The sequence below is a fragment of the Streptomyces tritici genome (assembly GCF_048500665.1).
Taxonomy (GTDB): Bacteria; Actinomycetota; Actinomycetes; order Streptomycetales; family Streptomycetaceae; genus Streptomyces; species Streptomyces tritici.
This window is the reverse complement of sequence record NZ_CP183183.1, coordinates 2,377,934-2,403,309: the sequence shown is the minus strand read 5'-3', so window position 1 is coordinate 2,403,309 and position 25,376 is coordinate 2,377,934. Positions and strand designations below refer to the sequence as shown.

Here is a 25,376-nt window from a genome sequence, read left to right as displayed (position 1 = left end):
TCCCGTCCGGGGCGCCCCCACCGCGCGTACCGGCCCGTCACAGGTCCACGTCGTCCCCGTGCTCCCGGAGCCAGGTGTTCACCTGCAGCGCCATCTCGATGTTCATCCGGTGCAGCCAGTCCTGGGCGTGCGCCTCGCCCTCCGGTCCGGTGACCGCCCGCGCCCTGTCCAGGTCCAGCAGCGGCAGCACCGGGGAGGACGGATCGGCGAGCACCTCGGCGAACTCGGCGTGCAGCGCCTTGGTGTACGTGGCGTCCTGGCTCACCGGGAACGGCGCCTTCGGCCGCTCCAGGACCTGCTCGGGCAGCAGGTCCGCCACGGCCGCCCGCAGCAGGCTCTTCTCCCGGCCGTCGAAGGTCTTCAGCTCCCACGGGATGTCGTACGCGTACTGCACCAGGCGGTGGTCGCAGAACGGCACCCGGACCTCCAGGCCCGAGATCATGCTCAGCCGGTCGTTGCGCTCCAGGAGCCGGGGCAGCCAGTGCGTCAGGTGCAGATGGCAGACCTCCCGGGCGCGCCGGGCCTCCGGGGACTCGCCCGGCAGCCGCGGGATGTCCGCCATGGCCTGGGAGTAGCGCTCCGCGTAGTACGCGGGCATGTCGAGCCGGGCGGCGAACGCGGGGGAGAGCAGGCCCTGGCCCAGGCCGTCGCGGGTGCCCGGGTGCCACTGCTCGAACGCCACCCAGGGGAACTGCGCCTCGTCCGCGAGGTCCGGGATGTGCACCCAGCTGTAGCCGCCGAAGATCTCGTCGGCGCTCTCGCCGGTCAGCGCCACCTTGGAGTGCCGGCTCACCCCGGCGAAGGCCCGGTACGTGGAGGTGTCCATGTCGCCGAAGGGCGCGGGCACGTCCTGCGCGCGCAGCACGCCGCGGCGCGCCGCCGGGTCGATCAGGTCCGCGGTGGTCAGCTCGATCTCCAGGTGGTCCGCGCCGATGTGCTCGGCGACCGCCCGCGCGTAGGGGGCGTCGGGGGCGCTGCGCACCAGGTCGGGCCGGAAGTCGTCGCTGTAGCCGCTGTAGGTGACGGTCGTCGTGCGGATCGGCTCGCCGCCGGAGGCCCGGCGGGCGCGGGCGGCCAGCGCGGCGACGGCGCTGGAGTCCAGGCCGCCGGAGAGCAGCACGCTCAGCGGCACGTCGGAGACCAGCTCGCGGGCGACGCTGCTCTCCAGCAGCTCGCGCACGGTGCTGATCGTGTCGTCGAGGGAGTCCTCGTGCGGCCGGGCCTCCAGCCGGAAGTACCGGCGCAGCGCCAGGCGGCCGTCCGGGCCGTACGTCAGGGTGTGGCCGGGCGGCAGGTCGCGGAGGTCCCGGTACACGCTCTCGCCCGGCGCGCGGGCCATCGAGAACAGCACCCGCAGCCCGTCGAGGTCCACCGCCGGCCGGACCCCGGGGTGGGCCAGCAGCGTCTTCGGCTCGGAGCCGAAGACCAGGCCGTGCGCGGTCGGCGCGTAGTACAGGGGCTTGATGCCGAAGCGGTCGCGGGCGAGGAACAGGCTGCGGCGGCGCGGGTCCCAGACAGCAAGCGCGAACATGCCCTCCAGGCGCTCCACGCACCGCTCGCCCCACTCCAGATAGGCGTGCAGCACGACCTCGGTGTCGCTGCGTGTGCGGAACCGGTGGCCGAGGCCCGCCAGTTCGGCCCGCAGCCGGGGGAAGTTGTAGACCTCGCCGTTGTACGTGAGCACCGCGGCGGGCTCCGCGTCCTCGGGCGCCCCGGCGGGGGCGGCGGCCATCGGCTGGACGCCGCCGGCCACGTCGATGACGGCGAGGCGGGTGTGGATCAGCGTGGCGTGCGGGTCCGCCCAGACGCCCCGGCCGTCCGGGCCGCGGCAGGCCATGGTCCCGGCCATGCCCGCCGCGAGCCCGGGGTCCTCCGTGTCCGGGCCGCCCTCGCGGCGGACCCAGCCTGCGATGCCGCACATGCGGTGCTCCTTCCGTGGCTGTCGCTTGCCCTGCCCCGCAAAGATCCCGGGGCGCACTCGAAGCCGTGTGGAGGGGCGCTGGACCGCCGTACGGCGCGGGCCGGGGGACTCGTGCTCCGGCGGACCTGACATTTCGCGGGGTGTTTCGTTGACCCCCCGAAGACCCCGGCAAAGAATGGAAATGACCACATTCTCAGGCACTGACATACCTATGCATCACAGGAAGCGCAGGGGGGACGCAGGTGCTGCTCGAACAGGTTTATGACGGGGCGCCGACGATTCAGTCGGGGCGGCACAGGACGACCGTGAACGAGTTCACCGACCAGTCGCCCGCGCTGCGCCCCACGGTGCTGCGCGAGGCCGCGGAACGGCTCGTGGCACTGGGGAAGTTCGACTCCGACAAGATCCTCGTGGAGGAGGACAAGGGCGCCATTCTCGGCGGCGTCGTCGCCCTTTCGGTGGACCTCCCGCTGGCGGTGGCCCGCTGGTACACGTACGACCTCGGCGACGGCTCCATCTCGGTGCCGATCGACAGCGAATACTTCGCGGGCAACCTCTACGTCAACGGGATCGAGCCGGGCGACCGGGTGACCATCGTCGACGACACGATCAGCACCGGGGGGACGCTGATCGCGCTCATCGAGGCGGTCCAGGCCGCGGGCGCCACCGTCTCGGAGGTGCTGGTGGCCGTCGAGAAGCCGGAGAACCGCGGGGTCGAGAAGGTCGCCGAGCGGTTCGGCATCGACGTCCGGACCGTGATCCGGATCGCCGTCGACGGCGAGACCCACAAGGCGTACGTGGTGGCCTGACCGCCCCGCTCCCCATCAGCCATCCCTAAGGAGACCTCGGACGTGTCGAGCGCGAGCGGCGGCCTGAAGCCCACCGAACTGTACGAACTCACCCGGATCGCGGAGCCCGGAGCGGCCCGGATCCTCGCCAAGTGCGAGTTCAAGAACCCGACCGGCAGCCACAAGGACCGTGTCTTCTCCTACATGATCGACGAGTTGGAGGCGCGGGGCGCCGTACGGCCGGGGATGACGCTCGTCGAGTGCTCCACCGGCAACGGCGGCGCCGCGCTGTCCCGGGTCGGCGCCGAGCGCGGCTACAAGGTCGTCATCATCATGCCCACCGGCATGACGGAGGAGCGCAAGAAGCAGATCGAGAGCCTCGGCGGCACCATCCTGGAGACCACCGGCGAGGGATTCCTCCTGGAGAGCGAGGACACCGCGCGCCGCTATGTCGAGGAGAATCCCGGGAGTTACTTCCTCGACCAGTCCACGAACGAGCTGAACTGGCGTTCCTGGCGGCTGTGCGGCGAGGAGATCGTGGCCTCGCTGCGGGAGCGCGGAATACGCCCCGACCATTTCATCTGTTCCATCGGCACCGGCGGCACCTTCACCGGAATCGCCGACGTCCTCAAGTCCGCATTCCCGGACGTGGTGACCACGGCGGTGGAGGTCGACCGGTCCGCCGCCCTCTACGCCAAGCGCAAGGGCCTGAAATTCGAGCACCAGGCGCACAATCTCATGGGCCTCGGCCCCGGCAAGATGCCCGCGAACCTGCGCGAGGAACTCGTCGACGAGGTCGAGCTCATCACCGGCGACGACGGCTGGGCCACCATGAAGCGGCTGATCTCCGAGGAGGACCTCTTCGTCGGCCCGACCGCCGGCGGCAACGTCTTCGCCGCCCAGCGGCTCGCGCGGCGCCTCGGGCCCGACAAGGTCGTGGTGACCGTGCTGTTCGACTCGGCCTGGAAGTACTTCAGCATCTGGGACGGCACGTACCGCGACTACGAGACCGGCTCCGCCGGCACGGGGAACGGCGCATGACGGACGCGGGCGCACGACTGGCCGGGGTCGCGGCACGGCTCCGCGCGGCCTGCGCGCGGGCCGGGCGTCCCGAGGACGCCGCCGCCGTCGTCGCCGTCAGCAAGTTCCACGGCGCCGACGCCGTGCTGCCCGCGCTCCTCGGCGGTCACCTCCGCTTCGCCGAGAGCCGCGTGCAGGAGGCGCAGGCCAAGTGGCCGGAGCTGCGCGAGCGGTTCCCGGAGGCGGAACTCCACCTGATCGGCACGCTGCAGACCAACAAGGCCGCCGACGCGGTGCGCCTCTTCGACGTCGTGCAGAGCGTCGACCGGCCCAAGGTGGCGGCCGCCCTCGCCCGCGCCATGGACCGCGAGGGCCGCAGGCCGCGGTGCTTCGTCCAGGTCAACACCGGCGCCGAGGGCCAGAAGGGCGGGATCGCCGTCGACGAGGTGGCGGCCTTCGTCAAGGAGTGCCGCGAGTCGCTGGAACTGCCGCTCGCCGGGCTCATGTGCATCCCGCCGGTCTCGGCCGACCCGGCGCCGCACTTCCGGCTCCTGCGCACGCTCGCCGCCGACACGGGACTGCCGGAGCTGAGCATGGGCATGAGCGCCGACTTCGAGACGGCCGTGGCCGAGGGCTCCACCCTCGTCCGGGTCGGCTCCGCGATCTTCGGGCCCCGGCCCCCGGCGGGCCCGCCGGACCGGGTCCCGCCGGAGCCGCCCGGCTCCGGAAGCTGAAATCCCGGAAGGGGACGCGTGGTACCGCTCTTCGCCTTCAGTCTGCTGTCGGCACTCGTGGACGTCTTCGCGGGCGCCCGGCTCCAGCACGTCGATCCGGGCGCGGTGGCCGCCGTCGCGTTCACCCTCACGGGCGTGGTGTTCTGCACCGCCGCCGTCGTACGGATGCGGTGGAAACCGCTCCTCGCGGTGGTGCGCACGCACGCCCGGGACCTGTTCGTGGTCAACGTGACCACGGCCCTGTCCTGGCTCAGCCTGCTGTACGCGCTGAAGCTGATGGAGCCCGCGGTCGCCAACGTGGTCTCCATCGCCATCGGACCCGCGTTCACCGTGGTCATGCAGATGCTGTGGTGGCGCAAGGACAAGGTGCTGCCCGGGGAGTTCCTCTCCGCCCTCGGCATCCTCGTCACCCTCGTGCTGCTGGTATGGGCCTCGCTGACGGGCGAGAGCGGGGTGGGCTCGCGCGAGCTGACGGCCATGTCGCTGGGCATCGTCGCGGCGGTGGTCTCGGGCGCCGCGACCTCGGGGAACGTGGTGTTCTCCGCCCGCCTCGGCGCGGCCGGCGTCGACGTGCCGACCGTCATGGGCCTGCGGTTCGGCCTGGTGGCGGTCGGCGGCTGGGTCATGGCGGGCTTCGCCGGCGCGGGCGCGCTGGGCGAGGCCGTCGTCCCCGGCGTCGTCGTCGCCGTGATCGGGGTGTCCGTCCCCGCCTATCTCGTCCAGATCGGGGTGCGGCGGGTGCCCCCCATGACGGCGTCCATGGTGATCTCCCTGGCGCCGGTGCTGACCCTGCTCCTGCAGTTCTTCGACAGCCGGCTGGAGTTCTCCGCGGTGTCGGCCGCCGGGATCGCGGTCATCACCCTGTTCATCGGCGTCGGCCTGCTCGCGCGGCGCTCCGCGCAGCGGTCGGCGCCGCCACCCACGGCAGAGAATGAGGACGTCGTCCATGCAGTGCGTGATCATTGACGCGTATTCGACGGGGAGGTACCTGCCGGACGCCCTGGCCCGCCGCGGCGTGAGCTGCACCCATGTGCAGAGCTCGCCCCGGGTGCCGGACTTCTTCCGCAAGAGCTTCCCGGAGGCGGCCTTCCCCGCCGCCGAACGGCTCGTGTACGACGAGACCGGCCGGGACGGCGCGGACCTCGACGCGCTCGTCGAGGAACTGCGCGCCAGGAAACCGGCGTTCGTCGTCGCGGGGGCGGAGACCGGCGTCGACCTCGCGGACGCGCTCACGGCCCGGCTCGGCCTGCCGGGCAACGCCTACGACGCCCGGCGGCCGCGCCGCGACAAGTACCAGATGGCGGCGGTCGTGCGCGCCCACGGGCTGCGGGCCCCCGACACGCTGCGCACCGAGCACTTCGACACGGCCCTGTCCTGGGCGAAGGCGTACGACCGCTGGCCGCTGGTCGTCAAGCCCGCCGACAGCGCGGGCACGGACAACGTCCACTTCTGCGCCGACACCGTGGAGCTGTGCACGGCCTTCGACCGCATCCTGCGCTCCAGCAACCTGATGGGCGTCGCCAACCGGACCGTGGTCCTGCAGGAGTTCCTCGCGGGCACCGAGTACTTCGCCAACTCCGTGAGCGTCGACGGCCGGCACCACATCGCCGAGATCTGGCGGTACCACAAGCGCCCCGGCCGGAACGGCTCGGCGATCTACGACTACGAGGAGCCGCTGGCGCCGGACGATCCGGCGGCCCGCGCGATCCGCCCGTACCTGCTCTCCGTGCTCGACGCGCTCGGGGTGCGCCACGGCCCCGCGCACTCCGAGATCATGCTGACCGACCACGGCCCGACGCTCATCGAGAGCGGGGCGCGGCTCGCCGGCTCGATCCTGCCGGAGGTCGTCGACCGGGTCTTCGGCACGAACCACGTCGAGCTGACGGCGCGGGCCCTGAGCGACCCCGAGGGCTTCGCCGCCGAGGCCGACCGCACGCCCGCGCTCCGCACCAACCTGCGGTACGTGTCGCTGATCTCGCCCGTCGCGGGCCGGCTGACCTCGCTGGCCCGGTTCGACCGGGTGCGCGCGCTGGAGTCGTTCGCGGCGCTCAGCCTCGGCGTGGACGTCGGCGACCAGCTCGCCCCGACCGTCGACTCGGCGACGTCCCCCGGCGTCTGCTACCTCGTCCACGACGACGCCGAGCAGATCGCGCGGGACTACGCGGCGCTGCGGGCCCTGGAGACGGACGGGCTGTACGAGGTCGCGTGACCGGCAGAGGGGTGGCCGCCGGCGTACCGGCGGCCACCCCTCGCGCGCGGGCGGAGGCTCAGGCCGCGGCCGGGCCGCCCTTGCGGAAGGCGGGCACGAGGATCGCGCCGACCGTCAGATGCAGCAGGACGAGCGTGGCCCGGTTCCCCGCCGTCAGGCCCGCGCCGAAGAGCGGGGCGAACAGGGAGAGCAGCAGGACCGCCAGGGCGATCGCGGTCCAGAGCGTCCGCGCGCGCCCGGCGGCGAACTTCTCCAGCAGGGCCAGCAGCCCCCAGCCGAGCAGGGCGATCACCGCCGCGCCGATGAGCACGGCGGGCAGATAGAGGGCGCTGGTGGTGGTGGCGCCCGGGCCGTCCGGGATGCGCAGGTCGATGTCGAGCACGGAGCTCGCCAGCAGCCAGATCAGGCCGTCGACCACCACGGCGGCGACGACCGCGAGGGCGCGGATGCGGGTGGGGGGCGTGCCGGTCGGTGTCGGTGTCGCGGTCATCTCGGCCTCCTCGGGCCTCTGCTTCACACGAGCTTCACATGAGTGCTCGATTTATATGTGTGACTTCCGCACATGATGTTCTCACGTCAAAGAATGTCTCGTCCAGTCACATGCAGGTAACCTGGAAGTCGTGAGCGCCCCGGACACGATCCAGAACGAGACCCGTCCCGACCAGCGGGCGGACGACGTCGACCCCGCCGTCCTCGACGCCGTCGAGTCCGCGATGATCCGGATCCGCCGCAGACAATCCCGCCGCAGCCTCGCCCGTCCCGTCGTCATGGGCCTCGACGAACCGGTCGACCTCAACACGCTGGCCGTCGTCGACGCCGTCGACGAGGGCGCGGGCGAGGGCGGCCGGGACGTCACCGTCGGCTTCGTCGCCGACCGGCTCGCCATAGACCCCTCGCGCGCCAGCCGGATCGTCGCCGAGGCGGTCCGCTCCGGCTTCGTCCGCCGCGTCGCCTCCCAGGAGGACGGACGGCGCAGCTGCCTGGAGCTCACCGACCTCGGCCGGGAGGCCGTCAGCGCGGCCCACCGCACCCGGCAGGGCTTCTACTCCCTGGTGCTCGGCGACTGGGATCCCGAGGAGCGCCGGGACTTCGCCCGGCTGCTCACCAAGTTCGTCCACTCCCTGGACGACGCCGGCCGCCGCTGACGCAGGCGGCCCCCACCGGCCGCCGACCGACGTCCACCGGCCTTCGAGGCGGCTTCGAGCCGCCCCGGAGACGCTGATCGCGCCAGAACCCCGCTACCGACGGCGCATCAGAGCCCGCAGCCGCGGGTGCACGCGCCTGTCCTGAAGGAGGCGCGAAACGGTGAGTACCACCGACGATCGGACGGCTCGGCGGCCGGCGGCCCGCCCCGCCCGCCCCCGCGACACGGCTCCCGGCCCCGTCCGCCCCCCGGCCGCCGTCGGCTGGGCCTACGCCATGGTGATCGTGGCCACCCTCGCCGCGATCGCCAGCAACGTCTTCGAGATCGCCCACCAGGTCGAGACCGGCGTCGCCGGCGCCGCCACCACCGGCGACCTGGTGCTGACCATCGCCTTCTGCGCGCTGTTCGGCTTCTTCGCCGAGATGCTGCGGGCCGGCCGCCAGTGGGGGCGGGTGCTGCTCACCGTCTTCACCGCGCTCGGGCTGCTGTTCACCGGCCTCGGCCTCGCCGGGATCGGCGGCCGGCTCTTCGTCGGCCCGCTGCAGGCCGGGCTCGCCGTGCTCAGCTTCGTCGCCTCCGTCGTCGGCCTGGTCCTGCTGTACGTGCCGTCCGTGAACGCCTGGATGGCCGAGGTCCGCGACCGCGGGCGGATGGTCTCGCAGCGGCTGCGCAAACTGGTGCTCACCTGCCATGTGGCCATCTCCGTCGGCTGGCTCGGACTGATCACCGGCATGTTCGCGATGTCGGTCGCCGGCGCCACCACCAGCAGCGCCGAGCACCAGGCCGCGATGTACCGCACGATGTCCATGCTCGACGAGATCTTCCTCGGGATGACCAGCATGTTCGCGCTGATCACCGGGATCGTCGTCGGCGCCGGCACCAAGTGGGGGCTGCTGCAGCGCCGTTGGGTCGCGGTCAAGTTCTTCACGACCATGGGCGTGATGCTGCTCGGCTTCTCGGTCATCCACCAGCTGATCCTGGAGGCCAACGAACTCGTCGACGCCGGCGCGCCGGTGCGCGGCGGCGCGCTCGACACCGTCGGCTGGTCCATGGCTGCGTCCGCCGGCTTCGCCGTGCTCACGCTCGTGTTCATGACGGCCGTCTCCACGTACAAGCCCTGGGGACTCACCCGCCGCGGCCGCCGCGCCGCCCCGGCCGCCCGCACCGCGCCCCGCTGACCGGACCGCACAGCGCCACGTACGCACCCACGTGCACGTACCGCACCGCCCCCACGCACCGCCCGGCTCCCACGCCACCCGAGCGCCCCGAAAGGACCACCGGCAACCATGACCACGACCACCCCCGCCATCCGGGACACCCAGGACCTGCGGCACAGCCGCCTCCTCGGCCTCGGCGTGTACCGCCCCGAGCGGTCCGTGCCCAACACGGAGATCGCCGAGCGCACCGGACTCGACCCGGCCTGGATCGAGAGCCGCTCCGGCATCCGCTCCCGGCGCTACGCCTCCCCGGAGGAGACCCTGCCGACGATGGCGACCACGGCCGCAGAGAAGGCCCTCGCCGCCGCCGGGATCGGCGCCGACCAGGTCGGCACCGTCATCGTCGCGACGATCACCTCCATGGAGCAGATGCCCGCCGTGTCCGTCGAGGTCGCCCACCGCCTCGGCGCCCGCCAAGCCGCCGCCTTCGACGTCTCGGCCGCCTGCGCGGGCTTCTGCCACGCCCTCGCCCTCGCCAACGACCTGGTGCGGCTGGGTCGTTCGGACTACGTGCTCGTCATCGGCGCCGAGCGGATGACCGACATCCTCGACCACGCCGACCGCGACACCGCCTTCCTCTTCGCCGACGGCGCGGGCGCCGTCGTCGTCGGCCCCGCGCGGGAGGCCGGCATCGGCCCCGTCGTCTGGCAGGCCGACGGCTCGCGCAACGCGGCCCTGAAGATGACCGCCCCCTGGCACGACGGAACGGGCGAGCGGCCCGAGGACCGGCCCGCGATCACCATGGCCGGCTGGAAGGTCTACCGCTGGGCCACCAACGAACTCGTCCCCGCCGCCCGGCGGATGCTGGACGCGGCCGGCGTCACCGCCGACCAGCTCGACGCCTTCGTCCCGCACCAGGCCAACATGCTCATCACCGACGTCCTCGTCGAGCAGCTCGGCCTCACCGCACGCACCGCCGTCGCCCGCGACATCGTCACCAGCGGCAACAGCTCCGCCGCCTCCATCCCCCTGGCCATCGACGAACTCCTCGCCTCCGGCAAGGCCGGCAGCGGCGACCTCGCCCTCCTCATCGGCTTCGGCGCCGGTCTCGTCTACGCCGGCCAGGTCGTCCGCCTCCCCTGACCCCCGCACCCGACGGGCGCCCGGAGCCACCGAGGCCCGGGCGCCCGCCGTCATTCCGCCCCCCTGCACGCACGACGAAGCGCCGCGGCGAGCCGGAAGGCTCACCACGGCGCTTCGTGCCGTCCGCGGTTCAGTACGACGCCTGGACCTCGAAGAGGGTGAAGGGGTGCCGGGGATCCTGGTGGGGGCGGAGGGGGGACGTCGTGCCGCGGTGGGCGGCGCCGGACTCCCAGGTGCGGAAGGCCGCCATGCTCTCCCACTCGCTCAGCACCGCGTACGCGCCCTCGTCGGTCAGGGCGCGCAGCAGCTCGTTGCCGAGGAGGCCCGGGGTGCCCGCCAGGTCCTTGCTGATGCGGTGGTACGCCTCCTCGACCGCGGCCTCGGCGCCCGGCTCCGGGCGCAGGTGCAGCATGATCCGGACCCGGCCCGCGGCGCCGCTCATCCGGCCGCCTCCACCAGACGCATCATCGCCAGCGAGCCGCCGGTGCGGTACGGGTGCAGCTTCTCGCGGTGGGCGACGTGCTCCGGGCTGCGCTCGAAGGCCAGGAACGCCTCCTGGTCCGTCCAGTCGCTGACCACGTAGTAGACCTGCTCCTCGCCGGGCCTGGCGCTGCGGGCCAGGGAGTGGCCGAGGTTCGCCGGCTGCGCCGTGACCTCCTTGCTGCCCTCCGTCCACACCCGCTCGAAGTCCGCCTCCTTGCCGGGGACGACCTGGACGGTGAGCAGGACGCGGAACGAGCCTGTGGTGGCCGTCATCTCAGACACCCCCGTCCACGTGCAGCGTCTCGCCGTTGACGTACGTGGACAGGTCGCTGGCCAGGAACAGCACCGCGCCGGCGATCTCCTCCGGGCGGCCGAAGCGGCCCAGCGCCATCATCCGCAGATAGCGCTCGTTGTACGCGGCCCGCTGCTCGTCGGTCAGCTCGTCCGGCTCCGAGGTGTCGATGACGCCCGGGGCGACCACGTTGAAGCGGATGCCCTTGCCACCGAGCTCCTTGCACAGCGAGCGGGTCAGGCCCACCAGGCCGGCCTTCGAGGCGGTGTAGTGGCCGCGCAGCGGGATGCCCGCCATCGCGCCGCGGGAGCCGATGTTGACGACCGAGGAGCCCTCGCGCAGCAGCGGCAGCGCCTTGCTGATCACCATGAACGGGCCGGTGAGGTTGGTGGTGACGACCCGCTCCCACTCCTCGAACGGCAGCTGCGCGAACGGGATCTGGCTGATCACGCCCGCGTTGTTGACCAGCACGTCCAGCGTCTCGAAGCGGTCGCGGCACGCCTGGAGCACCGTCTCCACGCCCTCCGCGGTGCCCACGTCGGCGCGGACCAGCGCGTGGTCGCCGCCGATCTCCTTCAGCTCGCGGGCCAGGCTCTCCACGGCCTCGCCCTCCTGCCGGTAGCAGGTCACCACCGTGGCGCCGGCCTTCGCCAGGGCCAGCACGGTCGCCCGGCCGATGCCCCGGCTGCCGCCGGTGACCAGCGCGTTCTTGCCCACCAGTCGAAGTTCCATGTCCTGCTTCCTCCGTACGGGTTCGGTTCGGTGATCAGCGGGTGTTCAGGCGGTCGCCGGCACGGGGCGGCACTCCAGGACCGCCCAGCGGCCGGCGGCCGGTTCGTTCACGAGCTCGAAGCCCGCGGCGGCGAGCAGCGCGCGCCACTGCCGCTCGGAGCGCTCACGGCCGCCGAAGCGGACCAGCATGTCCAGGTCGAGGAGCTTGCCCCGGTCCCACTCGTTGGCCGGGCCGACGAGGAACTCGCAGATCAGCAGGCGGCCTTCGGGGCTGCCGGCGAGGGCCTCGCGGACCCGGCCGAGGATCGCGGCGGCCTTCTCGTCGTCCCAGTCGTGCAGCACGGCCTTGAGCACGTACGCGTCGGCGCCCTTCGGCAGCTCGGCGAAGAAGTCGCCCGGGACCACGTCCACCCGGTCCGCGACGCCCGCCTCGCCGAAGGTCTTGTCCGCCTCCGCCACCACCGACGGGCGGTCCACGAGCGTGCCCCGCACCCCGGGGTGCCGGGCGAGGAGCTCGGCCAGGAACAGGCCCCGGCCGCCGCCGATGTCGGCGATCCGCCCGTACTGCCCGAAGTCGTAGCCGTCGAGCAGCATCCGCGCCGTGGCGTGGCTCATCCCGGTCATCGCCCGGTCGAACAGCGCGCCCGCCCGCGGGTCCCGCTCCAGGTGCTCGAAGAAGGTGTGCCCGTACGCCGCCTCGAAGGCCGGCTCGCCGGTCCTGACCGTGTGCATCAGCCGGCCGTACGAGCGCCACAGCATCTCGTCGCCGTTGTAGAGCACCATGTCCCGCTGGCCGCCCGGCACCCCGGACCGCAGGCAGGCGCCCACCTCGTTGAGCGCGTAGCGGCCGTCGGCCTCCTCGGTGAACACCCCGAACGCGGCGGCCACCCGCAGCACCCGGCCCAGCGAGTCCGCGTGCGCGTCGGTCCGCTCCGCGAGCTCGGCGACCGTCAGCGGGCCGTCGGCCAGCTCGTCGGCGACGCCCAGCTCGGCGACCACGTGCAGCACGCGGGAGATCCGTTTGCCGTCCGTCAGCAGCAGCAGCCGTACGTGGGGCGGCAGCGCGGCGGTCATCGCCGGGCCGACCACACCGGTCATGGTGTCCACACCTACTCCTAGGTCCGGGGTTCAGATGAGTACGGCGGTCGCGCCGACGTTGGCCAGCAGCGCCGCAACGGCCAGCGCGCCCCGCACCCGGTTCCAGCGGATCCAGCGCTCGCGCGGGTCGAGCCGGTCGAAGTCCGCGGGCAGCGCCTGCGGGTCGAGCGTCGCCAGCCAGCGGTTGATCGGCACGTTCTTGGTCAGCGACACCGTCATCGCCGCGGCGAGCAGCAGCGCGCCGAGCGCCGCCAGCACCCGCACCGCGGTCAGCGGGGCGGTCGCCGTCAGGGCGAGGTCGCACAGCAGACAGCTCAGCAGCGAGATCGGCATGAACGGGTCGAAGCGGGTGACCAGCCCCTTGTGCACCGGGACGTACATCCCGGTCGGCAGCGTGCTGAACAGGGGCGCCGCGAGCACCGAGATCGCGAGACCGCCGGCCGCGAGACCCCCGGCCAGCAGCGCCGCGGGCATCAGTATCCGCATCGGGTCCACCACGCATCACCCTTCCGAAGCGGCCGCCGCGCCGCGCGGCGGAACCACTGCGACGACTCTCGGATCCGCAGGTCGAAACGGACTCGAAGACGGCTCGATCGCGCCGGCGCGGGCCGGGAACGCCCGCCGTCGAGCACCCCTCCACAGCGAATCGAGCAGGTGGCAGCAGGGTGGCCGGGACATCAACCGTGGAACCGACCGTGGACCGGAGTCGTGATGCTTGAGGAAGTACTGAGCGGGGTCGTGCTGATCGGGACGGGGACCGTCACGGGCATCTTCGTGGCCGTCCTGGTCAGCGTGGGTCCCGCGATGTCGGCCATGGGGCGCGCCGAGTACCTGCGCGCCCACGCCCTGCTGGGCCGGGGCTACCACCCGCTGATGCCGATCCTGGTCAACGTCGTGACCGTCAGCTCGATCGCGCTCGGCTGGCTCGCGCCGGCCCCGGGCCACGTGCTGTTCCCCGTGGCCGCCGTCCTGCTGATCGGGGTGCAGGCCGTGTCGCACCTGGGCAACGTGCCGATCAACCGCTCCCTGAGCGCGCTCTCCGCGAACGGGCCCTGGACCGACCCGCGACCGCTGTGGCGCGCCTGGCACCGGCTGCGCACGGTCCTCGCCGCGCTGGCCCTCGTGGCCGTCACCGTCGCGGTGCTCGCCACCCCTTGACCACCCCGCACCCGCTCCTCAGAAGGAGGAACCGCCATGCCACTCGACGCCATCACCTACCGCGTCCGACCCGGATGCGAGGACGACCTGATGGAGGTGTTCTCACCGCACCACTTCACCCGGGTCGACTCGCCCGTCATCAAGGACGACGCGGGCGCCACCGTCGGCATGCTGCTCGGCACCGGCCTGTTCGTGCAGGACGACACGGTGATCCGGGTGATCCACCACGACGGCGTCAGCGCGGCCCGGGTCGCCCGGCACATGTCCGTGCAGCACGGGGTGCACGAGGCCGAGCGGGCGATCCTGCCGTTCCTCGTCGAACCCCGCGACACCGAGACCCCCGAGGGCTTCCGGCAGCACTTCCACCGCAGCCTGATGACCGCGCTCGAACAGCACAGCCCCGACGAGCGGCCCGCCGCCGGCACCGTCGCCCTGCGCCACCGGCTCCGACCCGGCGCGGGCGCCGCGCTCGCCCGCGAGCGGGGCACGGTCAACCGCAGGGCCTCGCTGCTGCTCTCCGAGGACCACCCGACGATCGTCCGCACGGCGCTGTTCGTGCACGAGGACACCCTCGTCCGGGTCGTCCAGTACGACGGGCACCCGTACGACGTCGTCGGCTACCTCACCGACCGCTGCTTCGGCCAGGACGCCGACGCCTGGCTGGAGCCGTACCTGGAGGACGCCAAGCGGCCGGACCACCCGGACGCGTACCTGGCCCTCGTGCACGAGCAGGCCATGCTGTCCATCGCCCACATGTCCGTCCTGGGCGTCGACTGACCGCGTACCGCACCCCCGCACGCACGGAACCGCCGCCGGCCCGAAGCCCGGCGGCGGTTCTCGTGTCCTGCTCTCAGACCTCGGGGTGGTCGAACCACTCGCCGAGCTTGGTGCCCATGAGCGGGCTGCCGCGCAGCTTCAGCTTGCCCGTCAGGAACGCCTTCGCGCCCGGCAGCTTGCCCACGCCCATCGCCAGCATGTCCGGGAACTTGATGCCGATGGTGATGTCCGGGCTGTCGTGCTGCCCCTTGTCGGTCCGGCACTCGCCGGCCTCGACGTGCACGTAGTGGAGCTTCTGCCCCTCCGAGGAGGCGATGTCGAACTGGAAGACGCCCTTCTGGCCCTCGGCCTTCTTCGGGTTGAACTCCGAGACGAGCAGCTCGAAGACCAGCGTCAGGGCCGCGTCGAGACCGCCCTCCCGCTCGGCGACGGCCGCCTCCAGCTGCTTGGCCGGCACCGACTCGACGAGCTCGATGAGCTCCGCCACCTGTTCCTGCCGCACACTCATCGGTTCTCCTCCTGGAGCTCTCGGGAACATTCGTGGAGCGGTTCGAGCAGCTGCATCTCGCCGCCCGCCCGCATCGGCCACAGCCGCCGCAGATACGCCTGCTGCTCCGGGCTCCGCTCGAACGCGCGGAACGCGGGCTCGTCGGTCCAGTCGGTCAGCACGGTGTAGTCGCCCGGCTCCCCGCTCAGCCGCAGCAGCTGCTGGCCGTGGTTGTCGGAGAAGGTGCGCACCGTACGGGAGTGGGAGAGCCACAGCTCCTCGAACTCCGCCTCGTGACCGGGCAGGATCCGGATCCGGAGCAGGACCCGCAGGCCCGGCGCGGCCGCGGTCACGACCGCACCGCCGCCTGCTCCACCAGGCCCTTGATGCGGGCCATCTCCCGCCGGGTGTTGGTGTTCAGCCGCTCGGCCATCTCCGGGTCGCCGAACGGCAGGCCCTCGCGGACCTTGAACTCCTGCCGCCAGCGCATCTCCACGCCGGCGTCGGTCTGCACGTACGTCCAGTACAGGTCCATGAACTCGAACGGGCCCGTCTCGATCCGCCGGGCGCGCACCGTGCGCGTCGCCGGGTCCGGGGTGCGCTCGGAGACCCAGCTCCACACCTGGCCGTTCTCGTCCGGGTGCAGGGTCAGCCGGAAGCGCAGGGTGGCGCCCTCGCGCTCCAGGATCTCGGCCGCCGCGTACTCGGAGAACAGCTCCGGCCAGGACTCGACGTCGTTCGTCATGTCCCACACCAGGTCCATCGGCGCGTCGATGACGATGCTGTTGTCGGTGGCGGCCATGTCAGGCCGCCGCGAGGCTGGTGTTGACGTAGTCGATGACGTCCTGCGGCGAGTTCATCTCCTCGATGGCCTCGTCGGGGATCTGCAGGCCGTACTCGCGCTGGATCTGGCTGGCTATCTCCAGGACCGCGAGGGAGTCGTAGCCGATGTCGGTGAAGTCGGCCGCGAGGTGCTCCTCGGTCAGCTCCTCGGTCTCACCGGTGCACCGGCTCATGATCTCCTTGAGGTCGCCGAAGGTCATGGTGGTGCTGCTCATCTGTTCCTCCTGGGGACGGGGTGGGGCAGGGGCGAGCGGTGGTCGGGCGGTCCCGCGGTCAACGGACGGACCGCAGGACGAGGGCGGCGTTGAAGCCGCCGTAGCCGCGGCTGAGGACCAGCGCGGTGCGCAGCCGCGCCGCGCGGGGCCGGTCGGTCACGAGATCGAGCCGGTGGGCCCGGTCGGGGCGGATGTTCACCGACGGGGGGATGACCTGGTCGCGCAGCGCCAGGGCGGCCGCCGCCGCGTCGAGGGCCGCACCGCCGGCGTACAGCCGGCCGGTCATCGTCTTCGGCAGGGTCACCGGCACCCCGTCCGGGCCGAAGACCGCGGCGAGCGCCTCGGCCTCCTGCCGGTCGAGCTCCGGCACGCCGTAGCCGTCGGCGAAGACCACGTCGACGTCGCCGGGCGCGCAGCCCGCGTCGGCGAGCGCCAGTTCGGCGGCGCGCCGCAGCCCCGGCTCCCGGCCCGAGCCGGGCCGCGGGTCGAAGGTGGCGGCGTAGCCGGCCAGCTCCGCGTACAGCCGCGGCGCCCCGCGGCGCTCCGCGTCCTCGCGGCCCTCCACGACCAGGATCGCGCCGCCCTCGCCCGGCACGTATCCGCTCGCGGCGGGGTCGAAGGGCACGAACGCGCGGTCCGGCCGCTGCTCCTCGCTCAGCCGGCCGTTGGCCAGCTGGCAGACCAGGCCGTACGGGGACAGCGAGGCGTCGGTGCCGCCGGACACCACCAGTTTCGTGCCCTTGGCGAGCACCCGCCGGGACTGCGCCAGCGCGTCCAGTCCGCCGGCCTGCTCGGAGCAGACCACGCTGCAGGGGCCGCGCATGCCGTGCCGGATGGACAGCTGGCCGGTGGTCGCCGCGTAGAACCAGGCGATGGCCATGTACGCGCCGACCGCCTGCGGGCCCTCGGCGTACAGCTTCTGCAGCTCGCGCTGGCCGAACTCGACGCCGCCGGAGGAGTTGGCGGTGATGACCGCCATGTCCAGGTCCGCGAAGGCGCCGGGGTCCACGGCCGCGTCGGCCAGGGCCTCGTTGGTGGCGGCGAAGGCGTACTGGGTCATCGCGTCGGTCTCGCTGACCAGCCGCTGCGGCGCGTGGTCCGACGGGTCGAAGCCGTCCGCCTCGCCCGCCACCCGCACCGGGTACGGGGCGGGGTCGAAGCGGGTGATCCGGCCGAGGCCCGACTTGCCGTCGAGGGTGGCCTGCCACCACGCCTCCCGGTCCAGGCCGTTGGGCGCGACGACGCCGAGCCCGGTGATGACGGGACGCGTCATGACGCCCTCCTCGGGGACGTGAGCACCACCGCGCTCTGGAAGCCGCCGAAGCCGCTGCCGACGCTCAGGACCACGTCGAGCTCCGCCTCGCGCGCGGTGCCCGGCACGTAGTCGAGGTCGCACTCGGGGTCCGGCTCCTCGTAGTTGGCCGTCGGCGGGATCGCGCCCCGGTCGATCGCGAGCGCGCTGGCCGCGATCTCGATCGAGCCGATCGAGCCGAGCGAGTGCCCCACCATCGACTTGATCGAGCTGACCGGGATGCCGTACGCGTGCTGCCCGAGGCTCCGCTTGTACGCGGCGGTCTCGTGCCGGTCGTTCTGCTTGGTGCCGCTGCCGTGGGCGTTGGCGTAGTCGATCTCGTCCGGGTTGATCCGGGCCTCGTCGAGCGCCGCGGTGATCGCCTCGCCCATCTCCCGGCCGTCCGGCCGCAGACCGGTCATGTGGTAGCCGTTGGCGCGGGCCGCGTAGCCGGCGACCTCGCAGTAGATGCGCGCCCCGCGGCGCAGCGCGTGCTCCCGCTCCTCGATCACGAACACCGCCGAACCCTCGCCGAGCACCAGCCCGTTGCGCCGCCGGTCGAACGGCCGGCAGGCGTGCTCCGGGTCGTCGTTGCTGGTCGAGGAGGCCCGCAGGGTGTCGAAGCAGGACACCGTGATCGGGTAGATCGGCGCGTCGGTCGCGCCGGCCACCATCACGTCCGCCGAGCCCTCGCGGATCAGGTCCACCGCGTAGCCGACGGCGTCGATGCCCGCGCAGCAGCCCGAGGAGACCACGGTCGTCGGCCCCTCCGCGCCCGCCGCCCAGGCCACCTCCGTGGCGAGCGAGCTGGACATCACGTACGAGTACAGGTGCGGCTTCATGTAGCCCTGGTCGACCAGCCACCGGCGGCCGTTGTCGCTGACCGTGCGGTACTCCTGCTCCATGGAGATCGCGTTGCCGACGCCGTTGCCGACGCTGACGCCCACCCGGTGCGGGTTCTCCGCGTCCATGTCGATGCCGCTGTCGGCCAGCGCCTCCCGGGCGGCGACGATCGCGAACTGGCCGGCCCGGTCGGTGCGCCGGATCTCCTGGTACGACAGCCCCGCGGCCTCCGGATCGAAGTCGCACTCCGCGCCGATGCGGCTGCGGAACGGCGACGGGTCGAACAGGGTGATCCGCCGGGTCGCCGTACGGCCCTTGACGATCATCTCCCAGAAGTTCTCCCGGCCCGGCTGCCCGGGGGCGACCACGCCGATGCCGGTGATGACTGCTCTGCCGGTCATCCCGCGCCCCCGACCTCGGGCAGCGTGCCCTCCCCGGGCAGCGGCTCGCAGTCGACGTGGCCCAGCTCGGGGCGCGGCGCGAGGGGGCTGAGGAAGAAGGCCACGAACGCCTGCTCGTCGCCCGGGTTCTCGATGCGGTGCCGCACGCCGATCGGGACCATGAAGGACTCGCCCGGCTCCAGGATCAGCTCCCGCCCGTCGATGCGCAGCAGGATCCGGCCACGGATCGTGTGGAAGAACTCCTCGGAGTGCGGGTGGTAGTGCTCGGAGACGAACTCCCCGGGCTCCAGCGTGCCGACGCCCATGAAGCCCGAGGTCGCGCCGCAGGTCTTGGGGCTGAGCAGGACACGCAGGTCGCCGCCGCGCTTGCGGTTCGGCGGCACGTCGTCGATGGCGACCTTGATGAGGTCGGTGGTCTGCATGGGGTGCTCCACAGATGGGGGACGGATCCCGGACCGGCGTCGCGGCCCGTGGGACGGGTGCGGCGGACGGGCTCAGGGGGTCCAGCTGTAGAAGGCCTCGGCCATCGAGTCCTTCGGCTCCCGCCAGTCGGGGGAGTAGGGCGTCATGAACTCCTGGAGCCGGGTGTTGATGTCCTCGTACAGCGGGTGGCTGCGGGCCTTGTAGAGGTTCGGCGTGATCGACTCGTCCGCCTCGACCAGGTGGAAGTACAGGCCGTGGAAGCGGAAGAGGGTGCGCCGCCGGACCCCGATCATGTGCGGCAGGTCGGTGGCGTCGGACTCGGCGAACAGCGCGGCCACCTTCTCCGCGTCGTCGTGGTCCATGCGCGCGACGATGAGTGTGCGATGAGCCATGGGTACTCCTCGTGGATGGCGCCCGGAGCGGTCGGGCTTCCGGCGGCCGGTGAGCGGTCCGGCCTGCCGGTTGTGATGATGCAGCGGCCGGCTTGAGGCGGTGTCCAGGCCAACTCGACGTCAGATTCGAGCCGTTCCACGCCCGGAAGCGAGGCCCGCGCCGGCCGGCTTCGGCCGGTCCTCCCGGTACTCCCGGGGCAGCAGTACGGCGGTCACGGCGGCGGCCGCGGCGAAACCGGCCAGGTACGTCCACAGCGGCAGCACGCCCACGAGCCGCGACAGCTGCCCGCCGAGGCCCGCGCCGAGCGCGGCGCCCAGGTAGAACAGGCCCATCATCCGGCCGCGGTGGCCCTCCGGCGCGGTCTCCGCCGTGGTGCTCAGGCCCACCGGCCCGAAGACCAGTTCGCCGCAGGCCACGCACAGGAACGCGCCCAGCAGCCACACCGGCGACACCGCGCCGCCCTCGCCCTCCGCGAACCACGCCCCGGTCGCCAGCACCGCGAACCCGGCCGAGCCGAACCCCAGGCCCACCGAGAACTTCCGCCCCGCGCCGGACCGGCCCGCGACCCGCAGCCACAGCCAGGCGAACCCCGGCGCGAGCAGCAGCAGGAACAGCGGGTGCGAGGACTGGAACCAGCTCGCCGGCACCAGGAAACCGGCCACCTCCCGGTCCGTGTGCTCCCGTGCGAACAGACTGAACACCGAGCCCAGCTGTCCGAACATCGCCCAGAACAGCACCGACGGCGCGAACACCCGCAGATAGCCGCGGACCCGCGCCCGCTCCGCCGTGCCCAGCTCCCCGCCGCGCAGCAGCCGCCGGAAGTACCAGACCGGCGCGATCAGCGAGCCGAGCCCGCACAGCGCGAGCACCGGGTGCAGCGCCGCCCCGCCGACGGCCAGCGCCCCGGCCGCGAGCAGTACCGCGACCGCCGCCCCCGCCCACGCGCCGCGCACCAGCCGGCGCAGCGCCTCCGGCGGCAGCGGGCGGCTCGGCCCGGTGCGGGCGCCGCGCAGGGTCGGCGCGCCGTGCAGGTACTGCAGCACGCCGAACACCATGCCGACGGCCGCCGCCCCGAAGCCCAGGTGCCAGTTCACGCGCTCGCCGAGCGCCCCGGTCACCAGCGGCCCGAGCAGGGCGCTGACCTGCACGCTCATGTAGAAGAGGGAGAACGCCGCCTGCCGCTGCGCGCTGGACGCGCCCGGGTTCATCTGGTCGAACATCACCGGCAGGTTCGGCTTGAGCAGCCCGGTGCCGAGGGCCACCAGCATCAGTCCGAGGTAGAACGCGGTCGTCGCCGGCACGGCCATGCAGGCGTGCCCGGCCGCGATCACCAGCGCGCCCGTCAGCATCGCCCGGTGCGTGCCGAGGACCCGGTCGCCGAGCCAGCCGCCGGGCATCGCCGCCAGGAACGACGCCGAGATGTACAGGCCGAACAGCGCGCCCGCCGTGCCGTCCGACAGGCCGAGCCCGCCCTCGGCGCGGGGCGCGGTGGCGTACAGGAACAGCAGCGCCTGCATGCCGTAGAAGCTGAACCGCTCCCACATGTCGGTCAGGAACAGGGTGCTGAACCAGCGCTCGCGGAACATGCCCCGCAGCGGACGGTCGGGGTGGCCGGGGCCGGTCACAGTGCGATTCCGCCGTCGATCTGCACGACCTGGCCGGTGATGTAGTCGGCGGAGTCGGACAGCAGGAACGCGACCAGGTCGGCGACGGACTCGGCGCTGCCGAAGCGCCCCATCGCGACCTTCCCGAGCGCCGCCTCGCGGGCTTTGGGCGTCATCCCGTCCAGCATGTCGGTCTCGATGAACCCGGGCGCGACCGCGTTGACCCGCACCCCGTACGGGGCGACCTCCTTGGCCAGCGCCCGGGTGAGCCCGTTCAGACCCGCCTTCGCGGTGGCGTAGTTCGTCTGGCCCGGGTTGCCGTACACGCCGATCACCGAGGAGACGTTCACGATCGCGCCCGCCCGGCGGGTGATCAGACCGCGCACCACCGCGCGGGTCACGTGGAACGCCCCGTCCAGGCTGGTGCCGACCACGGACCGCCAGTCCTGCGCGGACATCAGCGCCATCGGCCGGTCCTTCAGCACCCCGGCCGAGTGGACCACCGCGTACGGGGCGCCCAGCTTCTCCTCCGCCTCCGCGACGAAGGCGCGGACCGCCTCCGCGTCGGTGACGTCGCACACCGCGTGGTGCACGGCCGCGCCCTCCTCGGCGACCAGGCGGGCCGTCTCCAGGGCCGCCTCGTCCGCCGAGCGCGAGCAGAACCCGACGTCGTACCCGGCCCGCGCGAGCCGTACCGCGATCGCCCGGCCGATACCCCGCGAGCCGCCGGTCACCAGCGCACAGCGCCTGTCCGTCATCTTCACGTCCCCTTCGACGAGCCGCGGCCGGGGCGGCTGCCGCGGCCGCGGCGAGCATCGGCCAGCGGCCTCGAGGCAGACTCGAAGGGCCCGCGCCACGCTGCCCGCATGGTGGAGAACCTCTTCGAGCAGAACCTGCTGTGGGCGGTCCTGACCGCGGTCCTGTGGGGCTTCGCGGCGCGCGGGGCCCGCTGCCTGGCGGCCCGGCGCACCGCGCGCTCGCTGCGCCGCCGGGCCCGGCTCGGCCTCGTCCTGCTGTCGGTGGCGCTGCTGGTCCTGCTGCTGCGGGTGGGCCTGGCCCTCGCGCTGGCCGGGGCGGCGGGGTGGCCGGCCGCCGACGACTTCGTCCTGTTCGCGGCGGTACCGCTGACGGCGGCAGGCGCGGGCGCGGCGGCACTCGCGGTGCCGGCGTACCTCCGGCTGATCCGGCGGACGGCGCCCCCGGGGGCCGACACGCCCGCGCCCGCGCCCGCCGAAGCGGCGGTGTCCGCCGTACCGGTGGGGGCCGGCGGGGGCGGTGGGGCAGTGGGGTCCGGCGGGTCCGTGCGGGCCGGCGGGTCCCTGGCCCCGGGCGGCGTTCCCGCCGCCGGGCCGCCCGCGGCCGTCGTGCCCGTCCTCCCGCCCGTGTCCGCCGAGATGCGCCGGGTCGCCGCCGATCCGCGGCTCGTGGTGCCCGTGCGGGTCTGCTTCGCGACGAGTGTCGTGGCCGCCGCGCTGACCCTCCACCCGCCGGCCCCCTCGTACACCGGGCCGTTCCTGCTCGAACTCGCCCTGCTCGCCGTGGTGGCGGGAGCGCTGGTGCTGTTCCAGCAGCGCCGCCGCACCGACCTCGCCGCCCCGGGCTGGACGCCGCCGTCCCTGGCCCGGCGCCTGGTGCGGCCCACCGCGCTGCTCACCGCCGTCGCCCTGCTGTCGACCGGCGGCTGCACCCTGATGTGGCAGGAGAGCCGGCTGCCCGCCGAGGTCGGCCACGCCGCCCATCACCGGCACGCCCACGACACCGGCGGCGGCCCCGCCGCGGGCGCGGCCCCGGTGCGCGACCTGTCCGGCCTCACCGGGCCCCGCAGCGAGCGGCCCGACCGGCGCTTCACGCTCACCGCCACCCGCCGCACCCTGCGCCTCGCCTCCGGCGAGCAGGTCGCCGCGCTGGCGTTCAACGGCTCGCTGCCGGGGCCCGAACTCCGGGTCACGCGCGGCGAGCTGGTCGAGGTGGTGCTCGTCAACCGGGACGTCCGCGAGGGCGTCACCGTCCACTGGCACGGCGTCGACGTCCCCAATGCCGAGGACGGCGTCGCCGGCGTCACCCAGGACGCCGTGAAGCCCGGCGGGCGGCACGTCTACCGCTTCCGGCCGCCGCGCGCCGGCACCTACTGGTACCACTCGCACCAGCAGTCCAGCGCCGTCGTCACCCGCGGCCTGTTCGGCGCGCTGGTCGTCGAGGAGCCCGGCGCCCGCCCCGAGGGCCTGGACCGCACGGTCGTCGCCCACGCCTGGCCCGTCCTCGGCGGCAAGGGCGAGGCGGGCGGCCCGCACCGCGGCGGAGGCGGCGCGCTCAGCGGGCAGAACGGCGCGGGCGGCCTGCTGCGCACCGCGCTCGGCGACGACACCCGGACCCGCCGCGTCCCGGTGCCCGCCGGCACGCCCGTACGGCTGCGCCTGGTCAACGCCGACAACTGCCCCCGCACGTACTCGCTCGCCGGCACCCCCTTCCGGGTCGCCGCGATCGACGGCAACGAGGTGAACGCCCCCACCGACCTCACCGGCCGGCGGCTGCGCGTCGCCGGCGGCGGCCGCATGGACGTGACGTTCCGCCAGCCCGCCGGGCCCGTGCACCTGACGATCGTCGGCGACGCCAACGCCTCCGGCGGCGGCCGCGGCTTCGAGGGCTGCGGCGAGGACGGCGCGTACGGCACCGGCCGCACCGAGACCGCCTCGCTGCTGCTCGCCCCGGCCGGCACGACGGCCAAGACCCCGCGGCCGGTCACCGGCCCGCTGTTCGACCCGCTGGACTACGGCACGCCCACCACCGCCCCGTTCGGCCCCGGCAGCCGCTACGACCGGGACTTCCACCTCGTCCTCGGCAACAGCGTCGGCTTCTTCGACGGCCGGCCCATGATGATGTGGACGATCAACAACGCCGTCTACCCGGACGTCCCCGCGCTGCTGGTGAAGGAGGGCGACAGCGTGCGCACCTCCTTCGTCAACCGCAGCCTCGACGACCACCCCATGCACCTGCACGGCCACCGGATGCTGGTGCTCTCCCGCGACGGCGTGCCGGCCACCGGCAGCCCCTGGTGGACCGACACGCTCAACGTCGCGCCCGGCGAGCGGTACGAGGTCGCCTTCCGCGCCGACAACCCCGGGCTGTGGATGGACCACTGCCACAACCTCGACCACGCCCGCGACGGCATGGTGCTGCACCTCGCCTACGACGGCGTGACCAGCCCCTACGAGGCCGGCAGGTCCAGCGGCAACCTGCCGGAGTGAGCCAGCAGCGCCTCCCGCGCCGCGCGCACGCTCCGCCGGTCCTCCCCGGGCCCCAGCGCCCGGGGAGGCAGCGTGGCGACCACGGCGCTGCGCCCCGCACGCACCGCCTCGTGCCCGCGGGCGATCACCGTCAGGCTCTGCGAGGGACCGGCCTCCACCAGGAGCCGGTCCCCGTCCGCGAGGACCCGGTCGAGCGTCGGCCGGAACAGCACCGGAGTGACCGGCTGCGCCGCCCAGAACGCCGGGGAGACCGCCGTGGCCGGGTCCAGCGGGCCCCCGGTGTACGCCGAGTACAGCGGCACCCGCGGCGGCGCCAGCCGCAGCGTCCGCAGCAGCGCCTCCGCCGGCGCGACCAGCGGCGCGAGCGCCGGACTGTGGTACGGCGTGCGGGCCGCGAGCCGGCGGAACGTGCGCCCGTCCGCGACCAGCCGCCGCGCCACCGCCTCCAGCGGCCCGTCCGGCCCCGAGAGCACCGTGTGCCGGGGCGCGTTCACCGCGGCGACCACCACACCGCCGCCCACGTACCCGGCCAGGTCCTCCGGCGCGGCGGCCACCGCCAGCATCCCGCCCGGCGGCGTGGCGCGCTGCAGCGCCACCCGCTCCCACAGCAGCCGCACCGCGTCCTCCAGGGTGAACACCCCGGCCAGCACGGCGGCCGTGAACTCGCCCATGCTGTGCCCCAGATACGCGTCCGGGCGCACCCCCCAGCTCTCCACCAGGCGGCCCATCGCGAGGTCCACCGCGAACAGCAGGGGAGCGGAGCGGCGGTCGGCCTCCATCGGCACCGCCGGCTCGGCGGCCAGCCAGTCCGCCCGCGCCGCCCGGCCCTCCGCGCCCAGCAGGCCCAGGACCTCGTCGACGGCCTCGGTGAACACCGGCTCGTGCCCGTACAGCCCGGCCGCCATGCGCGGGTGCTGCGCCCCGGTCCCCGGCAGCATCAGGACGACGGAGCGGCGGTGAGGAAGAGTCATGCGC

At 73.5% G+C, this 25,376-nt stretch carries 29 protein-coding genes; 11 read left to right on the top strand and 18 right to left on the bottom strand.

Annotation, left to right across the window (positions count from 1 at the left end; genetic code table 11):
* Positions 1-37: 37 nt before the first annotated feature.
* Positions 38-1,921: an asparagine synthase (glutamine-hydrolyzing) gene (asnB, locus tag ACNJ93_RS11060; protein ID WP_418957213.1), complete on the bottom strand. Its 1,884-nt coding sequence runs from the start codon at positions 1,919-1,921 to the stop codon at positions 38-40.
* 305 nt (positions 1,922-2,226) lie between these two features.
* On the opposite strand from asnB, the gene ACNJ93_RS11055 reads away from it, so the two are divergent.
* The 5 genes from ACNJ93_RS11055 to ACNJ93_RS11035 are packed head-to-tail and all read left to right on the top strand — an operon-like array spanning position 2,227 to position 6,672.
* A complete protein-coding gene (locus ACNJ93_RS11055; RefSeq protein ID WP_418957212.1) occupies positions 2,227-2,730 on the top strand; it encodes a phosphoribosyltransferase family protein in 504 nt (167 codons plus the stop codon).
* Between the two features lie 42 nt (positions 2,731-2,772).
* On the top strand, positions 2,773-3,750 hold the full coding sequence (locus tag ACNJ93_RS11050; protein ID WP_418957211.1) for a PLP-dependent cysteine synthase family protein: 978 nt from the start codon (positions 2,773-2,775) through the stop codon (positions 3,748-3,750).
* Positions 3,747-4,463 (top strand): YggS family pyridoxal phosphate-dependent enzyme, encoded by a 717-nt coding sequence (locus tag ACNJ93_RS11045; protein ID WP_418957210.1) that lies wholly within the window; start codon positions 3,747-3,749, stop codon positions 4,461-4,463. Before ACNJ93_RS11050 ends, ACNJ93_RS11045 begins: the two co-directional genes overlap by 4 nt.
* 18 nt (positions 4,464-4,481) lie before the next feature.
* Entirely contained in the window at positions 4,482-5,429 is a 948-nt protein-coding gene (locus ACNJ93_RS11040) for an EamA family transporter (protein ID WP_418957209.1), read from the top strand.
* Positions 5,419-6,672, top strand: coding sequence for an ATP-grasp domain-containing protein (locus ACNJ93_RS11035; protein ID WP_418957208.1), 1,254 nt, complete (start codon positions 5,419-5,421; stop codon positions 6,670-6,672). The genes ACNJ93_RS11040 and ACNJ93_RS11035 overlap by 11 nt, the downstream gene beginning before the upstream one ends.
* A gap of 58 nt (positions 6,673-6,730) precedes the next feature.
* On the opposite strand, the gene ACNJ93_RS11030 is transcribed toward ACNJ93_RS11035, so the two are convergent.
* On the bottom strand, positions 6,731-7,162 hold the full coding sequence (locus ACNJ93_RS11030) for a DUF6069 family protein (RefSeq protein WP_418957207.1): 432 nt from the start codon (positions 7,160-7,162) through the stop codon (positions 6,731-6,733).
* 148 nt (positions 7,163-7,310) lie between these two features.
* Here ACNJ93_RS11030 and ACNJ93_RS11025 point away from each other — a divergent pair, with 148 nt between their 5' ends.
* The 3 genes from ACNJ93_RS11025 to ACNJ93_RS11015 all read left to right on the top strand — a co-directional run bounded on the left by ACNJ93_RS11025 (position 7,311) and on the right by ACNJ93_RS11015 (position 10,116).
* Positions 7,311-7,817 carry a MarR family winged helix-turn-helix transcriptional regulator gene (locus tag ACNJ93_RS11025; RefSeq protein WP_418961367.1) on the top strand — a complete coding sequence of 169 codons (507 nt, stop codon included), beginning with the start codon at positions 7,311-7,313 and terminating at the stop codon, positions 7,815-7,817.
* A 160-nt stretch (positions 7,818-7,977) separates the two neighbouring features.
* Positions 7,978-8,994 carry a hypothetical protein gene (locus ACNJ93_RS11020; RefSeq protein WP_418957206.1) on the top strand — a complete coding sequence of 339 codons (1,017 nt, stop codon included), beginning with the start codon at positions 7,978-7,980 and terminating at the stop codon, positions 8,992-8,994.
* Positions 8,995-9,102: 108 nt separating this feature from the next.
* Complete coding sequence (locus tag ACNJ93_RS11015; protein ID WP_418957205.1) at positions 9,103-10,116, top strand: beta-ketoacyl-ACP synthase 3; 1,014 nt, start codon at positions 9,103-9,105, stop codon at positions 10,114-10,116.
* A 130-nt stretch (positions 10,117-10,246) separates the two neighbouring features.
* Here the strand turns inward: ACNJ93_RS11015 and ACNJ93_RS11010 are convergent, their stop codons facing one another.
* Genes ACNJ93_RS11010 through ACNJ93_RS10990 form a run of 5 tightly spaced genes read right to left on the bottom strand, consistent with a single transcriptional unit; the run spans position 10,247 to position 13,207 of the window.
* A complete protein-coding gene (locus ACNJ93_RS11010) occupies positions 10,247-10,558 on the bottom strand; it encodes an antibiotic biosynthesis monooxygenase family protein (RefSeq protein WP_418957204.1) in 312 nt (103 codons plus the stop codon).
* A complete protein-coding gene (locus tag ACNJ93_RS11005; protein WP_418957203.1) occupies positions 10,555-10,872 on the bottom strand; it encodes an antibiotic biosynthesis monooxygenase family protein in 318 nt (105 codons plus the stop codon). Before ACNJ93_RS11005 ends, ACNJ93_RS11010 begins: the two co-directional genes overlap by 4 nt.
* 1 nt (position 10,873) lies before the next feature.
* Positions 10,874-11,623 (bottom strand): SDR family NAD(P)-dependent oxidoreductase, encoded by a 750-nt coding sequence (locus tag ACNJ93_RS11000; protein ID WP_418957202.1) that lies wholly within the window; start codon positions 11,621-11,623, stop codon positions 10,874-10,876.
* A gap of 45 nt (positions 11,624-11,668) precedes the next feature.
* Positions 11,669-12,721: a methyltransferase gene (locus tag ACNJ93_RS10995; RefSeq protein WP_418961366.1), complete on the bottom strand. Its 1,053-nt coding sequence runs from the start codon at positions 12,719-12,721 to the stop codon at positions 11,669-11,671.
* Positions 12,722-12,751: 30 nt separating this feature from the next.
* A complete protein-coding gene (locus ACNJ93_RS10990; protein ID WP_418957201.1) occupies positions 12,752-13,207 on the bottom strand; it encodes an anthrone oxygenase family protein in 456 nt (151 codons plus the stop codon).
* Between the two features lie 225 nt (positions 13,208-13,432).
* Between ACNJ93_RS10990 and ACNJ93_RS10985 the strand changes: the two genes are divergently transcribed.
* Both ACNJ93_RS10985 and ACNJ93_RS10980 read left to right on the top strand, forming a co-directional pair.
* Complete coding sequence (locus ACNJ93_RS10985; protein ID WP_418957200.1) at positions 13,433-13,879, top strand: anthrone oxygenase family protein; 447 nt, start codon at positions 13,433-13,435, stop codon at positions 13,877-13,879.
* A 36-nt stretch (positions 13,880-13,915) separates the two neighbouring features.
* The gene (locus ACNJ93_RS10980) at positions 13,916-14,656 is read left to right on the top strand and encodes a SchA/CurD-like domain-containing protein (protein WP_418957199.1); all 741 of its coding nucleotides are present in this window, start codon (positions 13,916-13,918) and stop codon (positions 14,654-14,656) included.
* Positions 14,657-14,729: 73 nt separating this feature from the next.
* On the opposite strand, the gene ACNJ93_RS10975 is transcribed toward ACNJ93_RS10980, so the two are convergent.
* From ACNJ93_RS10975 to fabG, 10 genes are all read right to left on the bottom strand, one after another.
* Complete coding sequence (locus ACNJ93_RS10975) at positions 14,730-15,164, bottom strand: SCP2 sterol-binding domain-containing protein (RefSeq protein ID WP_418957198.1); 435 nt, start codon at positions 15,162-15,164, stop codon at positions 14,730-14,732.
* On the bottom strand, positions 15,161-15,496 hold the full coding sequence (locus tag ACNJ93_RS10970) for an antibiotic biosynthesis monooxygenase family protein (protein ID WP_418957197.1): 336 nt from the start codon (positions 15,494-15,496) through the stop codon (positions 15,161-15,163). The genes ACNJ93_RS10975 and ACNJ93_RS10970 overlap by 4 nt, the downstream gene beginning before the upstream one ends.
* A complete protein-coding gene (locus tag ACNJ93_RS10965; RefSeq protein WP_418957196.1) occupies positions 15,493-15,945 on the bottom strand; it encodes an SRPBCC family protein in 453 nt (150 codons plus the stop codon). Before ACNJ93_RS10965 ends, ACNJ93_RS10970 begins: the two co-directional genes overlap by 4 nt.
* Position 15,946: 1 nt before the next feature.
* On the bottom strand, positions 15,947-16,201 hold the full coding sequence (locus ACNJ93_RS10960) for an acyl carrier protein (protein ID WP_418957195.1): 255 nt from the start codon (positions 16,199-16,201) through the stop codon (positions 15,947-15,949).
* 58 nt (positions 16,202-16,259) lie between these two features.
* A complete protein-coding gene (locus ACNJ93_RS10955) occupies positions 16,260-17,474 on the bottom strand; it encodes a ketosynthase chain-length factor (protein WP_418957194.1) in 1,215 nt (404 codons plus the stop codon).
* A complete protein-coding gene (locus ACNJ93_RS10950) occupies positions 17,471-18,736 on the bottom strand; it encodes a beta-ketoacyl-[acyl-carrier-protein] synthase family protein (protein ID WP_418957193.1) in 1,266 nt (421 codons plus the stop codon). The genes ACNJ93_RS10955 and ACNJ93_RS10950 overlap by 4 nt, the downstream gene beginning before the upstream one ends.
* Positions 18,733-19,158, bottom strand: coding sequence for a cupin domain-containing protein (locus ACNJ93_RS10945; protein WP_418957192.1), 426 nt, complete (start codon positions 19,156-19,158; stop codon positions 18,733-18,735). Before ACNJ93_RS10945 ends, ACNJ93_RS10950 begins: the two co-directional genes overlap by 4 nt.
* 72 nt (positions 19,159-19,230) lie before the next feature.
* Positions 19,231-19,551 (bottom strand): TcmI family type II polyketide cyclase, encoded by a 321-nt coding sequence (locus ACNJ93_RS10940; protein ID WP_418957191.1) that lies wholly within the window; start codon positions 19,549-19,551, stop codon positions 19,231-19,233.
* 120 nt (positions 19,552-19,671) lie between these two features.
* Positions 19,672-21,177, bottom strand: coding sequence for a peptide MFS transporter (locus tag ACNJ93_RS10935; RefSeq protein WP_418957190.1), 1,506 nt, complete (start codon positions 21,175-21,177; stop codon positions 19,672-19,674).
* Positions 21,174-21,914: a 3-oxoacyl-ACP reductase FabG gene (gene fabG / locus ACNJ93_RS10930; RefSeq protein WP_418957189.1), complete on the bottom strand. Its 741-nt coding sequence runs from the start codon at positions 21,912-21,914 to the stop codon at positions 21,174-21,176. The genes ACNJ93_RS10935 and fabG overlap by 4 nt, the downstream gene beginning before the upstream one ends.
* 108 nt (positions 21,915-22,022) lie before the next feature.
* Here fabG and ACNJ93_RS10925 point away from each other — a divergent pair, with 108 nt between their 5' ends.
* Complete coding sequence (locus tag ACNJ93_RS10925; protein WP_418957188.1) at positions 22,023-24,401, top strand: multicopper oxidase family protein; 2,379 nt, start codon at positions 22,023-22,025, stop codon at positions 24,399-24,401.
* Here ACNJ93_RS10925 and ACNJ93_RS10920 read toward each other — a convergent pair.
* Positions 24,362-25,372 carry an acyltransferase domain-containing protein gene (locus tag ACNJ93_RS10920; protein ID WP_418957187.1) on the bottom strand — a complete coding sequence of 337 codons (1,011 nt, stop codon included), beginning with the start codon at positions 25,370-25,372 and terminating at the stop codon, positions 24,362-24,364. The genes ACNJ93_RS10925 and ACNJ93_RS10920 overlap by 40 nt on opposite strands.
* Between the last annotated feature and the right edge of the window lie 4 nt (positions 25,373-25,376).